Source organism: Candidatus Afararchaeum irisae (assembly GCA_034190545.1).
In the GTDB taxonomy this organism is placed as follows: Archaea; Halobacteriota; Halobacteria; order Halobacteriales; family Afararchaeaceae; genus Afararchaeum; species Afararchaeum irisae.
This window is the reverse complement of record JAXIOF010000116.1, coordinates 11,930-25,038: the sequence shown is the minus strand read 5'-3', so window position 1 is coordinate 25,038 and position 13,109 is coordinate 11,930. Positions and strand designations below refer to the sequence as shown.

The following is a 13,109-nucleotide window of genomic DNA, read 5'->3' as shown; positions in this document are numbered from 1 at the left end:
ATTTTTGAAACAAAATATCTGATCTTGCTCACTAACTTTGTGAATGTCCTCCAGTATTAAACTTCTTCCTGAACCGTCCCTGTATGCCGTGGTACTTCGAGAAGCCGACGGCGTCGGTCTGGTCTATGTCCTGTGTCACGCTTCCCGTGTCGAACGAGACCATCTCCTCGCCGTATAGACCGTAGGGACTCTCACGTCCGACGACGCGTGCGGTTCCCTTGTGGAGCTTGATCCTCACGGTTCCGGTGACGTTCTCCTGTGTCGACTCTATGAAGGCGTTGAGGTTGTCATAGAGAGGCTCGTTGACGAGACCCTTGTAGGCGAGTTCGCTCCATTCTTCCTCGACCCCCGACTTGAACTTGAGCTGTGAACGTGTCAGGACAAGGCTCTCGAGATCCTCGTGCGCCTTGAGGAGGACTGTCGCAGCGGGATGCTCGTAGACCTCGCGCACCTTGAGACCTAAGACGCGGTCCTCCATCATGTCGTTTCTTCCGACGCCGTGTTTCCCCGCGACGTCGTGTAGCTCCCTTATGAGTTCGAGAAGCTCCATCTCCCCATTCTCGGACGGAGTCTGAGAGCCAGTCGAGGTTTCCTCGACGACGTTTAGAGCGACGGGTCTGCCCTCCTCGAACTCTATCTCGACTACATCGGGTTCGTCGGGGGCATCGACGGGAGACGCCGTCCACTCGAAGATCTCCTCGGGAGGCTCGTTCGACGGGTTTTCGAGCTCTCCTCCCTCTATCGAACGGCTCCAGAGGTTCGAGTCTATCGACCACGGCTCTTCCTTCGTCGCTCGGACGCTCATGCCGTGATCCTGTGCGTACTCTATCTCCCACTCACGAGTGAGGTTCTTCTCACGCATCGGGGCAATTATCTCCAGGTCGGACTCACGCCAGACCGCCTCGAATCTGAGCTGGTCGTTGCCCTTTCCCGTACAGCCGTGTGCGAGACCGTCGGCGTCCTCCTCGAGGGCTATATCGAGACAGTGGCGCGCTATGATGGGACGCGCTATGCTGGTGCCCATCGGGTAACCCTCGTAGCTTCCGTTTGCCTTTATGAGGGGGAGTATGTACTCCTCGGCGTACTCCTCGCTCGCCTCGACGACACGGAGATCGAGGTCGAGCTCCTCGGCGCGTTCGTAGGCTTCCTCCATGTCCTCCTCGGGCTGTCCGACGTCGACGACTACGGGAATGACCTCGTCGTATCCGTACTCCTCCTTGAGAAGGGGAACACAGACGCTCGTGTCGAGACCTCCCGAGAAGGCGAGGACTGCTTTACGTGTATCCGTCTCTGTCATACCTCAGTCTAAGACGTAAAAGAACTAAAGTCTTTGTATTTGGGTCGTTAATGACTTATATAGTTCAAAACCACAGTATTTTAGTCTGTTATGACGTACTACATGTATGTCACTCGCACAGGACTGCCGTGATGTAGTCTCGCGTTACCCGTATATGCTCGACTGTCTCCGTGAGGGCGTCGTCAACTACCGCGCTTTAGCGAGGAAGATAAAGCCCGAGGTCGAGGAGGAGGTCGGCGGGGACGTCAACATAGAGGCGGTGACGACGGCACTGAGACGGTACGGCGACGAGCTTGAAGACGGCGTCGAGAACGTCGAGAGGGTAAGAAAGGTGCTCGGCGGTTCGAGGGTCTCTCTGAGGGGAAACGTAGTCTCTTTCACGGCGACACGTGTGGGAGACTTGGGTATAGAGTCGGGCTTCTTCCATCTCGTTCGTGGGAGAAGTTACACCACGGTAGTCACAGACGACACCTACGCCGACGAGGTCAGGGAGGGTATCGAGGACGGCGAGGGCGAGGTCGTCGAGGAGAGACACGACCTCACGGGTATCGTCGTCGAGTCGCCCGAGGAGATCACCGATGTCTCAGGTGTTCTGTCGTACATGATATCACGTTTCATGTCGGAGGAGATAAACATAGTCGACATCACCTCGTGTTACACTGAGACGATAATAGTCGTAGAGAGAGACGACGCCGTACGTGCTCTCGACCTACTTGAGACCGCAGTCGACGCGGTGTGATATGAGTCGGTACTACTTGAGTTCGTCGTAGACTTCGAGATCCTTCTCCGTCTTGAGGAACTCCTTGACGGGAGCCTCGTTGCCACACTCCTTACATCTGAAGTCACCGTTTTCTGAGGGAAGTTGTGAGACCTTTACCTCCCAAGTCTCTCCACAGCTGTTACATTCGACGTTTACCCAGGTTTCCTGCATACTCCGTAGGTTGTCCTCATCGAATAAGTATCTATTCGTTGTTAAGACTCGGATACCGAGGGGACGAGACCGCGTCTGACGGCGAGATAGCCCACTACTGCGAGAACGGCGTAGACGGCGACCATGAGATACGTCTCGGGTGTCGAGCTACCCATAGCTAGCTTCGCGACGGTGTTGGTGGGTGACTCGGGTATGACGCCGAGGTCAAGATGGAGCGCGCCGAATATCAGCATGAGACTCACGGAGTAGATGAACTGTGCCTTCTTCCTGTCTCTAAACCGGAGTGCGACGGTTGAGCCCGCGGTCACGGTTATCACGGAGAATGCGGCGACGACGGTGACGAGTAGGAAGGGACGCACGACGGTAGTGCCGTTGAAACGTAGGAGTCCGAGCCAGACCGCCGCCTGTACGGGCGAGAGGACAGCCATAGCCGCCATCTTGCCGTCGATTATCTCGTTCTCGGAGATCGGAGCCGTCCTAAGGAGATCGAATGTTCCCCTCTCGAACTCCTCAGTGATCGAGTCGGACGAGATGCTCCCGCTTATGAAGACTGGGAGGAACATCAGGAGTGGTATGAGAACCGTGTAGGTGAAGCCGAAGTAGGGGCTCGATCCGACCTTCTCAGGAAGGGGAACCGGCTGACGTTCGAGGGTCGAACTCATCTCGGCTCTCTGGCTCCTCTCGACGGTCTGGAGAGCCTGTTTCGCCTGTACGACGATGAGGGTCGTACGTATGCTGGAGTCGGGGACGACAGCCGTGATTTCGATACGTCCGTTTTCGAGACGTGAGGTGTCGAGGACTACGTCGAGACCACCCCGGCTGAACTCCGACATAGCCGCCTCGTAGCTTTCGTACTCCGAGACCCTCCAGCCGTCCTCGTCGTCTATCGCACGCGCTACGTCGTCGGCAGCGTCACCCGTGACCCCGAAGTCGACCGTGAAGCCGCTGTCCCCGACGGCGTCGGGGCTATACATCGAGACGAGACCCACGACGAGGAAAGACGAGAAAGCGGCTATGAAGAGCTGTATCATGAGGGCGAGGACGACTGTCTTCTCGCTCCTCAGCGACGAGAGTTCACGTCTAGCTACCGTGAGTACCTGTTTAAATCCCAAGTGTAGTCACCACCGTTATGTTGTAGACTGCGTGTATCACGACGGCTCCCGCGAGACCTATCGCGTATCCTCTCTTTCCGCGCGACGCACCGAGCGACGAGACTGACGCAGTTACGACGTGGAGGACGAGCGGCGCGAGGAGTAGACCGAGTGCGGTCGGAAGCCCGGGATGTCCTCCGAAGGCTGCACGTCCGAGTTCGAGGTTCGGAAGTCCGACAAGCTGAGTGATGAGAGTTATCTTCTCGCCGACGAAGAAGCCGAAGCCGCTCAGACTTCCGAGTACGACCGCCTCGCGCCGCGTTCTCTCGAAGTAGGACTTCTCAAAGCCCGCGTAGATATGGACGCTCTTTGCGACCTCCTCGATCACGGCTATCATAACCATGAGTGCGGGAACGGAGACACCGACGGGGAGCGCGAAGAGCGTAGCAATTCCGAGTAGCTCGGCTCCGAAGACGAAGGGTATGAGGAGTATACTCAGCTTGAAGACGCTGAGACGTCGGTAGATGAGGCTCGCCACCGAGTCGAGTGCCTTGAGAGGCACGGGACGCTGAGTGAACATATCCTCCTCGCGGTAGACCCCACCTCCGAGTGCGAAGAGGACTCCCGAGGTGAGGTAGAGCGGAACTGTCGAGAAGACGTAGTCGGAGACAGCGACCGAGCTACCCTCTAAGACATTTACGACGAGTGTTATGGGCGATATCACGGCGATGGGATGGACGTCGGTGAATATAGCGGGTATGAAGACGTATGCGGTGAGGAAGACACTTATGGAGACTGTCACGAAGGTGAGCTCCTTGAACGACCGGGAGAACATCGCTCCTACGAACGAAGTCGAGAGGAAGGCGAGCATAACGGGAACGACGGCTGAGACCATCACAGCCACCGACCGAGCCGATAGTTCGCCCGCAATATAGCCTATACCTCCCGCAGTGAGCGAGGCAACTCCGAGCATGCCGACGAAGTAGGGAAGAGTCTTCCCCGCTATCACGTCGAACCTCGTGACGGGGGAGATCAGGAGTAGCTCACCACGTCTGTTTATCCTCTCGTCTATCATGCTACTCGCGTAAGCTTGTATGATGAAGTTCATCGGGACTATGAAGGCGAACGCGAGTATGAGTGACTCGAACGGGAACGGAGGCGATATTCCCGAGGGCGTCGTGGCTCCTTCGTTCGAGTCGAATATGTTCGATCCGCCGCCTCCCGAGACGGATGGCACAGGGGTCTGACCCGTGTCACTGCCTGTACCACCTGTTCCACCACCCGTTCCTCCGCCGGTTGCTCCCCCGCCACCACCACCGGCTCCGTCTCCTGTGTCACCCCCTCCGACTGTGATATTCTGGTTGACGTAGAGGAGGTTCACCCTCACGGGAAAAGCGGCTACTCCCCTCCCCTCGTCTGCCTCCCTCGACATGAGTAAGCGGTTGTAGTTCTGTACCGCGCTCCTGAGCTCCGATACCGCAGCCTTCCCCTTCTTCGAGTCGTGGTAACGGATGTCGCCGTTTTGGTCTATAGAGACGTCGAGATCACCGTTTCTGACCTTCTTGATACTCGGCTCTCTCGCCACGAGACGGTCGGAGAGTTCGACGGCTTCGTAGTACTCGGAGTCCTCCGAGACTCCGACACGGTATATCCCCTGATCGAGGACGGCTCCCGCCTGGACGTATCCGAGGACGAGAGCCCCGACGGCTAAGACACCGAGTAGGACGAGAACACCGGTGCGTCTGTCGATGTCGCCCGTCGACTTCGTGACCTCCCACTTGGATATACGGAGTATCTTCGAGAGCCTCACATTACCTCCTCGCTACGTTGAGGAATATCTCTTCGAGGCTCGGCTCGTGTGTACGTATGTCGTCTATCTCGCCGCCCTCGGCGTGGATCTCGTCGCGGAGTGCCTCGACGCCGTCCATCGAGTCGAGGACTATCCTGTACCTGCCGTCCTCCGTCTCCGTCTCGCGTCCCTCAACGTCGACGGTCGAGTAGACGTGGTACTCGGTTCCGCCGTAGTCGTCACGTATCTCGTCGAGTGTGCCACGTGCGACTACATCACCCTCATTGAGAATTACGACTCGGTCACAGATCTCCTCGACATGGAAGAGGTTGTGCGCGCTGAAGATCATTGTCATTCCCTCGTCGCGGAGGTCACGCATGAACTCGATTATGTAGTTAGTCGTGAGGGGATCGAGACCGCTCGCCGGCTCGTCGTATATCAGAACATCGGGGTCATTGACAAGTGACCGTGTTATGGCGACCTTCCTCTTCATACCCTTAGACATGTCGCCTATCTTCCTGTCGCGGTGTTCGAGGTCGAGACGGTCGAGTGTCTCATGTATCCTCTCCTCGGCGGCGTGGCTCGGAACGTCGTAGAGGTCGGCGAAGAACTTGAGGTACGAGACCGCAGTCATGTCCTCATAGAGCGGCGACTCCTCGGGGAGGTAGCCGAGATGGTACCTCATGTCGAGCGACTCGGAGTCGTATCCAGCGACCCTCGCGCTCCCAGCCGTAGGTTCGACGAGACCCGAGACCATCTTTAAGGTCGTAGTCTTCCCCGCGCCGTTGGGTCCTATTATCCCGAATATCTCACCGTCGTCGACCGAGAACGAGATACCGTCGACAGCCACGAATCCACCGTACTCCTTCCGGAGCCCGTCTGCCTCAATCATCTAATCCGTATACGTGGTCGGAGTATTTTATCTTTTGGCAGGGCTAAGACTCCACCCTCTACGAACCGTTCGCTAATCTCCGATTAGCGAGCCCGCGAGATCGGAGATCTCGGGACGGGAGCAAATCTTGGATTCGCGTGTCCTCGAAAACGCTACGCGTTTTCGGTTGCAACGAGACGCTTCGCGTCTCGTCATGCCCTGTAAATCAAAGATTTACAGATGAGAGTAGCGAGTGAGTAGGGTGGAGATACAGTCACAAATTCGAAGAATTTGTCGGTAACAAAATCGGAGATTTTGGGACAGCCCGTCAACTCCTACTCTTCCGGTTCGTCGTCAACTACTTCCACCACTATTCTGACCTTCCTGTTCTCATAATCTTTGCCCAAATATACACGACCCTTTCCATCTGCTGTCTTCTCTTCGTGTATGTCTGGATTTTGTATTCTGACTTCTGCCATGGTGGTGATATAGACCACCACTACTTAAGCCTTAGTGCTTTGAGTGGGTAAATTACCCCACAAGAGCTAAGTAAGTAGAGATATAATACATAAATATGGAGCTACGGCGTACTGTACAGGTCAAGCTTGACGTTGACGGCTCCGACGAGGAACGCCTACGAGAGACGTTCAGGGCGTTCCGAGAAGCATGTCAGTACACCGTAGACTACGCGTGGAACAACCGAACCGACGACGGTCACATAGACACCCGCAAGACGTGGCTACACGAACAGACCTACGACGACATCAAGGAAAGGACGGGACTCAACACCGGACTGATACAGAAGGCGCGTGACTACGCCGTAGACAGTCTACAACAGGTAATCAGCCGGTGGAAAGAGGGTGAACAAGCCACGAAACCCACTTTCCAGAGTTGGTTCGTCGCCTACGACTACCGAACCGTTACGTACACCGACGACGGCTGTACTCTCGCAACCGTAGACGGACGCGTACAAGCCGACTTCGTGATAGACGAAACGGGTGACAACCCTCAGACAGAGTACCTTTCCGAAGAGTGGGAACGCAAAGAAGCAACGCTACACCACAGGGACGGCGACTACTACCTGCATATCTCAGTCGTGAAAGAAGAGGACGTAGGAGAAACCGAGAGCGGAACGTCTCGAAGCGGGAGCTTCGATGGCTCGCAGATTGAAGATTTGCGAACGGTTCTCGGTGTAGATCTGAACAGCACAGGTAGCTTCGCCGTCACCTCTACGGGACGGTTCGTAGGTTCAAGCGACCATATCAACCACGAACGCGACGAGTACGAAGATAGACGTGCGTCACTCCAACAGAACGGTTCACGTCGCGCTCACGAGGTCATAGAGCGTATGGGCGACCGTTTCAGCCGGTGGAGTAGCCAGAGGCTCCACGAGTGGACTAATAAGGTCGTGGAAGAGGCTGTACGCCACGACTGTTCTACTATCGTGTTCGAGGAGCTTGACGGCATCCGTGAGCGTATCTCGAACGCCCCGAAGTTCCAACAGTGGGCGTTCAATCAGTTCGTCGCGTTCGTGGAGTACAAAGCCGAAGAGTACGGCGTTTCTGTCGAGTCGGTGAATCCAGAGTACACGAGTCAGACTTGTTCTCGCTGTGGACACACCGACCGAAGTAACCGCAGGACGAAACACGACTTTGAGTGTCGAGAGTGTGGGTATTCGGTAGACGCAGACTACAACGCTTCTAAGAATGTCGGTCTTCGTTATGTTACAAAGCAAAGCTTTGCAGACGTATGCGAATCTAACGATTCGCAACACGTCCGTCGTGTGCAAAAGTCAGACGACGGACGGGCAACGTGTCAACTTGCCCTTAAGTCCGGTACACTGAAACCGAGTGAGGATAGTTCCTCCACCGAGAGGTTAGAGGTTGAGTACATGGACAAGCCCCATTCTCAACGAGCGTTCGGAAATCTCTGATTTCCGAGCCCTCAAACTCGTAGAGTTTGAGACGTGGTCGTCAGACCGAGCGAAGTAGGGTGGGGTAGTTGACACTAGTGGACGGAAATCCTTAACCGTCGAGTCGACGTCTCAAGCTTAAATGCCGAGACTAGCAGAAGGCTCCCTGAGATGGATTCTACTGGGCTGTCTCCCACTCGTCGCGGTGCCGTTCTGGGACTCGCTCATAAGCCTGTCTCTCGTCGTCCTGCCTTTCCTCGTCGCCGCCTTCTTCAGAGACCCCGACCGTGACGTGCCTGACGAGGGCGTCGTCTCTCCCGCCGACGGACGTGTCTCAGTCGTGAGGCAGGAGGAGGGAAGGCTCCGCGTCGGCGTCTTCATGAACCTCCACAACGTCCACGTCAACAGAGCTCCTCTCGACGGAAGGGTCGTCTCACAGACACATATAGACGGAAGTCATCTTCCCGCTTTCTCGAAGTCGAGCGAGAGAAACGAGCGCGTGGTAACACGGTTCGAGACCCCGGACGGAGAGTTAGAGACGGTACAGATAGCGGGCACAGTCGCGAGACGGGTGACGTCCTACGTCGAAGAGGGTGACTCCATAGAAAGGGGCGAATGCATAGGAATGATAGCGTTCAGTTCACGCGTCGACGTCGTCTTTCCGGGAGCCTACTCGCGCGAAGACCTCGAAGTAGAGAAGGGTGACAGAGTCAGAGCGGGCGAGTCGATCCTTGCGCTGAGATAGCACCACCATTCCCCAGTGGTGGTAAGACTTATATGGCTGTGGTACTACAGTTGTAATATGAAAGAGATAACACAGGATCAGAGCTTCAACGACGTAACACCCGACGACGCAAAGGAGATGGTCGAGGACGACGACTTCTTCGTACTCGACGTCAGAAACCCCGACGAGTACGAGTGGAAACGGATACCTGGCGTCGACCATCTGATACCCGTCGAAATACTCCCCGACAGGGTCGACGAGATAGAAGGCAACAAACTCCTCGTCTACTGCCACAGCGGATCGAGAAGCCAGGACGCCTGTGACTTCCTCTCAAACCTCGACGCCTTCGACGAAGTCTACAACCTCGAAGGCGGCATAACCGCCTGGGACGAACTCTACAAAACTAAAGGCGATCCCGAAGCCGATCTAGTGTAAACCACAGACAGTTTCTTCAACAAGGAAGACTTAGGGCGCAGAGGATGAAGGAGAACACAGACACCGAGGGAAGCCGAAACCCCGACGAGGAACGCAGACTCACGAGACGTAACGCGAGCCGTCTCGTCAACGACTCCTACTTCCTCGAGCTTCTGAGCGAGGCACTCGACGACTTCGACGACGAAGACGAGGCGGTCGAGGCAGCACTCGACAGGTACTTCGGCTCCTTCGGCGAGATTGCCTGAGACCCCTTATAACTCCCCAAAAATCTATTACCCTCAGTCGTGTAGGGTTGTAGGAACGGTGTCATATGAGGGATAAAGGCTCGGGGGGACAGTCCTCAGGCTCTGACTCGGGCACAGACTTCGACGCAGATCCGGGTAAGACCGTCAGGTCTGTCTACGAGGCGGCGCGGAGGCTCCAGGACGACGGGGTGAAAGACATCGACAGGCTGTGTGAAATCGCCGTGGGGTCTCTTACTGAGATAGTCGATCTGCCTTTCGGTGCTTGCTGGATACGTGACGAGGAGGAAGAACGTCTGAGTCTCGTAAAAGCGACCGGGTCGGCGGAGGAGTTCGCGCCTAGAGAGATAAGCAGACACGACCTGGAATGGGATCAGTTCGAGAGTGACGGCATAAGTATCTACGACGTCGGCGAGGTTCATCCCGAACTCCCGGTGGGGTCGGGGATAATGATTCCCGTGGGAGATCACGGACTCATAGGAACAGGAGCACCCGACCCGAGCAAGGAAGTCGAGTACGACGACCACACCGTAAACGCAGGAAAGACAGTCGCGGCTCTTCTCAAGCTAGCCATAGACCAGAGGAAAAACGTCGAGAGACTACAGAGGAGCAAGGATATACTCACGAGCCTCCACGAGACAACGCGTAAGATCATAGACGCCGACGACGCCGACGAGGTGGCTCAGAGGATAGTCGAGGCTACGAAGAACGTACTCGGCTTCCCCGCAAACGGAGTGCGCTTCGCCGAAGAAGAAGACCTCGTGATTGCTTCCTCGACTTCTAAGACAGAGGAGGTCAGAGGCGACACGCCGACGTATCCTGTACACGACAGCCTTGCTGGGAAAGCGTACAGGGAGTCGGAGACATACGTCTTCGACGACATACGTGAAGCCGAGACGGAGTACGACAGGAAAGACGTGAGATCGGTGATGTACGTCCCGATAGATGGATACGGAACAGTGAGCGTCGGTGAGACACACAAGGCTGCTTTTGACGACTCAGACGTGCGTTTCGTCGAGACACTTGCGAGAAACGCGAAGGCGGCACTCGACCGTATTAAGATAAGAGGGAAAGGGAGCTCAGAGTCCTCAACACCGAGCTCAAGGAGAGACAGAAACATCTCCAGGTCTTCGACCGCGTCCTCCGCCACAACATGCACAATAAGATGAACATAATACTCGGCTACGCCGAGGAGCTTTCTGAGTCAGAGACTCTGACAGAAGACGAGAGGAAGTACGCCGAGAAGATACGCGACGTCGGAGACCGTCTGCTTGAGACTACCGACAAGGAACGCGAGCTAGTCGAGATAATCTCCGACAGGTCGCCACCCGAGGAGGTCGATAGCTCCGACGGAAAAGTCGAGATAAGAGTCTCGGACAACGGACCCGGGGTGCCCGAGTCAGACGTCGGTGTTCTCGGCGACGAACAGAACATAGAGCCCCTCTACCACGGAAGCGGTCTCGGACTCTGGCTCGTCAACTGGATAGTCAAGAGATCCATGGGAGAGATAAGTTTTGAGGAGAAAGAGCCGAGAGGTACCGTGGTTAGGATGTGTCTCAGAGACGAGAAGACGGAACACCCCGACACCGACGACTACTCATAGCCGCCCTCGTCGTCGGCGACTGTCATACGGAAGTCGAGTGCGACGACGTCCATGAGTCTTCGGCTGACGTCCTCAGAATCAGAGATAGAAGACTTCTGAACGCCGCCGGCTCCCACGAAGACGGGGTTGGTCTCGACTTCTTCGATCGCATCGATCTCGGTCACCATCTGTGACATCCTCTGTATGACCTCGGTGACACCGTCGGTATCGAGGGGATCACGTCCTCTCGCACCTCTCAGGAGGGGTGCCGACCTGATCTCACGTGTCATCTCCTCCGCCTCCCGCCGAGTGACAGGTGGGACACGGAAGGAGACGTCCTCGAAGACCTCGACGAATACGCCACCGAGACCGAACACGAGGAGATGACCGAACTGAGGATCGCTTCTCGCACCGACTATGACCTCCTCGCCCTTCGAGACGTCGACCGACTCCTGTACGAGAACGCCGTCTATCTCGGCTTCGGGACGTCTGTCTCGAACCTCCTCGACCATCTCCGAGAAGACATCTCCGACGTCGTCTGGGGAGACACGCGTTCTGACACCGCCGACGTCTGTCTTGTGGCTTATGTCTGGGCTGACTATCTTGAGGACGAGAATCTCGGAGCCGATACTGCGCGCCGCCTCGTCGGCTTCGTCGGCTGTCTCGACGACGGTGCCGTCGGGAGTGGGTATCCCGTAGGCATCGAGTATCTCCATCGACTCGACGCCGAGACGGTTACGACCCTCCTCGACGGCTTCGCGGATTATCCCACGTGCCCTCTCGTCGTCGACGTCGAACTCCGTGACTTGTCTCTCCTCCCGGGATCTCTGTCTTATACGTCTGTACCTCTCAAGAGCCTCGTAGCTCCCGACCGCTCTCTCAGGGTCGAAGAAGTCGGGGAGGTTAGCTTGACTCAGCCTCTGGCTCGTCTCGTCGTCGGATCCCATCATACAAGTCACTACAGGCTTCGAGTGACGTCTCTGGATTTCCTCTATCGGATCGACGGCTTCTCCGTAGTCGAGGACTCCGTTCGGAGTGACTATGACGAGAGCACCGCCGACGTCAGGATCTCCAAGAACTGCATCGAGTGAGTCAGACAGCCTGTCTACGTCTGCGTCTCCTATTATGTCGAGAGGATTCTCAACGACAGCCGAGTCGGGGAGACGGTCTTCGAGGTAGTCGACGGTCTCGTGGCTCAGATCAGCGAACGAGACGACCGAGTCACTGACCGCGTCGGTGGCTATGACCCCGGGACCTCCACCGTTGGTGACCACTGCTAAGCCGTCCTTCTCGGGAACCGGCTGATCGGCGAGCGTGTCACTGTAGTCGAAGAGTTCGAGAAGTGTCTCAGCTCTTATGACTCCCGACTGTCTGAAGGCGGCGTCGTACGCCTCATCGCTCCCAGCGAGAGCACCCGTGTGTGAAGACGCCGCTCTCGACCCTTTCTCCGACCTACCCGCCTTGAGAGCGACTACGGGGGTATCGGTCACAGCCTGACGTGTCTTCTCGATGAAACGCCTCCCGTCCTCGATGCTTTCGAGGTATGCCATCACTACGTCGGTGTCGGGGTCGTCACTCCAGTCCTCGATGAAGTCGGTCTCGTCGAGTACAGCCTTGTTGCCGAGAGAGACGACCTGGTTGAAACCCATGTTGTGAGAAGGAGCCCATTCGAGGACTGCACCTATGAGAGCCCCCGACTGGCTCAGGAACGAAGTCGTGCCTTTCGAGTACCTCACCTGTGTGAAGGTCGTGTTTAGACCCGATTCGGTGTCGACGATTCCTATACAGTTAGGACCTACGAGGCTGATTCCGTACTCGTCGGCGATCTCCTTCAGCCTCTCCTCTCTCGCCTTCCCCTCGTCGCCCGCCTCCGAGAACCCCGCAGTTATTACGACGGCGTTCGTGACGCCAGCCTCCCCCATCTCTTCGAGAACCTCCAGAACCACGGGAGCGGGTACTATTACGACGCCGAGGTCTATCTCACCCGGAGCGGAGCCGACGTCGGTGTAAGTCGGAAGTCCGAGAACCTCGTCCCTGTTGGGATTGACAGCGACCACCTCCCCTTCGAAATCGGAGAGTATATTCTGTGTCACCACACGTCCGACAGACCCCTCTCTTTCGGTCGCTCCAATTACTGCGACACGTGAAGGCGAGAAGAGATTCGAGAGCTTACCCATCGGCTGTAACTCGTGTCGGCAGAACATAAATATACGGACGAAAGGTAGAAGTCATCCG

Annotated in this window: 14 protein-coding genes; 7 read left to right on the top strand and 7 right to left on the bottom strand. The window is 56.4% G+C overall.

Going from position 1 to position 13,109, the window contains the following annotated elements; genetic code table 11:
* Positions 1–31: 31 nt before the first annotated feature.
* The gene (locus SV253_10345; GenBank protein MDY6776449.1) at positions 32–1,297 is read right to left on the bottom strand and encodes an argininosuccinate synthase; all 1,266 of its coding nucleotides are present in this window, start codon (positions 1,295–1,297) and stop codon (positions 32–34) included.
* Positions 1,298–1,403: 106 nt separating this feature from the next.
* On the opposite strand from SV253_10345, the gene SV253_10340 reads away from it, so the two are divergent.
* The gene (locus SV253_10340; GenBank protein MDY6776448.1) at positions 1,404–2,036 is read left to right on the top strand and encodes a hypothetical protein; all 633 of its coding nucleotides are present in this window, start codon (positions 1,404–1,406) and stop codon (positions 2,034–2,036) included.
* 12 nt (positions 2,037–2,048) lie between these two features.
* Here SV253_10340 and SV253_10335 read toward each other — a convergent pair whose 3' ends face one another.
* From SV253_10335 to SV253_10315, 5 genes are all read right to left on the bottom strand, one after another.
* Positions 2,049–2,228, bottom strand: a complete 180-nt coding sequence (locus SV253_10335; GenBank protein ID MDY6776447.1) for an MJ0042-type zinc finger domain-containing protein — start codon at positions 2,226–2,228, stop codon at positions 2,049–2,051.
* Positions 2,229–2,269: 41 nt separating this feature from the next.
* Complete coding sequence (locus SV253_10330) at positions 2,270–3,340, bottom strand: ABC transporter permease (protein MDY6776446.1); 1,071 nt, start codon at positions 3,338–3,340, stop codon at positions 2,270–2,272.
* Positions 3,330–5,129 carry an ABC transporter permease subunit gene (locus tag SV253_10325; protein ID MDY6776445.1) on the bottom strand — a complete coding sequence of 600 codons (1,800 nt, stop codon included), beginning with the start codon at positions 5,127–5,129 and terminating at the stop codon, positions 3,330–3,332. The genes SV253_10330 and SV253_10325 overlap by 11 nt, the downstream gene beginning before the upstream one ends.
* Before the next feature lies 1 nt (position 5,130).
* Positions 5,131–6,000 carry an ABC transporter ATP-binding protein gene (locus tag SV253_10320; GenBank protein ID MDY6776444.1) on the bottom strand — a complete coding sequence of 290 codons (870 nt, stop codon included), beginning with the start codon at positions 5,998–6,000 and terminating at the stop codon, positions 5,131–5,133.
* Between the two features lie 314 nt (positions 6,001–6,314).
* The gene (locus tag SV253_10315) at positions 6,315–6,458 is read right to left on the bottom strand and encodes a hypothetical protein (protein ID MDY6776443.1); all 144 of its coding nucleotides are present in this window, start codon (positions 6,456–6,458) and stop codon (positions 6,315–6,317) included.
* Positions 6,459–6,553: 95 nt separating this feature from the next.
* On the opposite strand from SV253_10315, the gene SV253_10310 reads away from it, so the two are divergent.
* The 6 genes from SV253_10310 (at position 6,554) to SV253_10285 (ending at position 10,895) form a co-directional block, all read left to right on the top strand.
* Positions 6,554–7,912: a transposase gene (locus SV253_10310; GenBank protein MDY6776442.1), complete on the top strand. Its 1,359-nt coding sequence runs from the start codon at positions 6,554–6,556 to the stop codon at positions 7,910–7,912.
* Between the two features lie 121 nt (positions 7,913–8,033).
* On the top strand, positions 8,034–8,636 hold the full coding sequence (locus SV253_10305; protein MDY6776441.1) for a phosphatidylserine decarboxylase: 603 nt from the start codon (positions 8,034–8,036) through the stop codon (positions 8,634–8,636).
* A 57-nt stretch (positions 8,637–8,693) separates the two neighbouring features.
* Positions 8,694–9,050: a rhodanese-like domain-containing protein gene (locus SV253_10300; protein ID MDY6776440.1), complete on the top strand. Its 357-nt coding sequence runs from the start codon at positions 8,694–8,696 to the stop codon at positions 9,048–9,050.
* A 44-nt stretch (positions 9,051–9,094) separates the two neighbouring features.
* Positions 9,095–9,295, top strand: coding sequence for a hypothetical protein (locus SV253_10295; GenBank protein ID MDY6776439.1), 201 nt, complete (start codon positions 9,095–9,097; stop codon positions 9,293–9,295).
* A 65-nt stretch (positions 9,296–9,360) separates the two neighbouring features.
* Complete coding sequence (locus SV253_10290) at positions 9,361–10,461, top strand: GAF domain-containing protein (protein ID MDY6776438.1); 1,101 nt, start codon at positions 9,361–9,363, stop codon at positions 10,459–10,461.
* Positions 10,458–10,895, top strand: a complete 438-nt coding sequence (locus SV253_10285; GenBank protein MDY6776437.1) for a sensor histidine kinase — start codon at positions 10,458–10,460, stop codon at positions 10,893–10,895. Before SV253_10290 ends, SV253_10285 begins: the two co-directional genes overlap by 4 nt.
* On the opposite strand, the gene SV253_10280 is transcribed toward SV253_10285, so the two are convergent.
* A complete protein-coding gene (locus SV253_10280) occupies positions 10,886–13,051 on the bottom strand; it encodes an acetate--CoA ligase family protein (protein ID MDY6776436.1) in 2,166 nt (721 codons plus the stop codon). The two genes, SV253_10285 and SV253_10280, sit on opposite strands and share 10 nt — an antisense overlap.
* Positions 13,052–13,109 lie beyond the last annotated feature (58 nt).

What these genes read in the sequence shown, in the direction of transcription:
- SV253_10280 (MDY6776436.1), bottom strand. Translation starts at nt 13,051, where the DNA reads ATGGGTAAGCTCTCGAATCTCTTCTCGCCTTCACGTGTCGCAGTAATT.
- SV253_10315 (MDY6776443.1), bottom strand. Translation starts at nt 6,458, where the DNA reads ATGGCAGAAGTCAGAATACAAAATCCAGACATACACGAAGAGAAGACA.
- SV253_10320 (MDY6776444.1), bottom strand. Translation starts at nt 6,000, where the DNA reads ATGATTGAGGCAGACGGGCTCCGGAAGGAGTACGGTGGATTCGTGGCT.
- SV253_10300 (MDY6776440.1), top strand. Translation starts at nt 8,694, where the DNA reads ATGAAAGAGATAACACAGGATCAGAGCTTCAACGACGTAACACCCGAC.
- SV253_10340 (MDY6776448.1), top strand. Translation starts at nt 1,404, where the DNA reads ATGTCACTCGCACAGGACTGCCGTGATGTAGTCTCGCGTTACCCGTAT.
- SV253_10295 (MDY6776439.1), top strand. Translation starts at nt 9,095, where the DNA reads ATGAAGGAGAACACAGACACCGAGGGAAGCCGAAACCCCGACGAGGAA.
- SV253_10310 (MDY6776442.1), top strand. Translation starts at nt 6,554, where the DNA reads ATGGAGCTACGGCGTACTGTACAGGTCAAGCTTGACGTTGACGGCTCC.
- SV253_10305 (MDY6776441.1), top strand. Translation starts at nt 8,034, where the DNA reads ATGCCGAGACTAGCAGAAGGCTCCCTGAGATGGATTCTACTGGGCTGT.
- SV253_10285 (MDY6776437.1), top strand. Translation starts at nt 10,458, where the DNA reads ATGAACATAATACTCGGCTACGCCGAGGAGCTTTCTGAGTCAGAGACT.
- SV253_10345 (MDY6776449.1), bottom strand. Translation starts at nt 1,297, where the DNA reads ATGACAGAGACGGATACACGTAAAGCAGTCCTCGCCTTCTCGGGAGGT.
- SV253_10335 (MDY6776447.1), bottom strand. Translation starts at nt 2,228, where the DNA reads ATGCAGGAAACCTGGGTAAACGTCGAATGTAACAGCTGTGGAGAGACT.
- SV253_10290 (MDY6776438.1), top strand. Translation starts at nt 9,361, where the DNA reads ATGAGGGATAAAGGCTCGGGGGGACAGTCCTCAGGCTCTGACTCGGGC.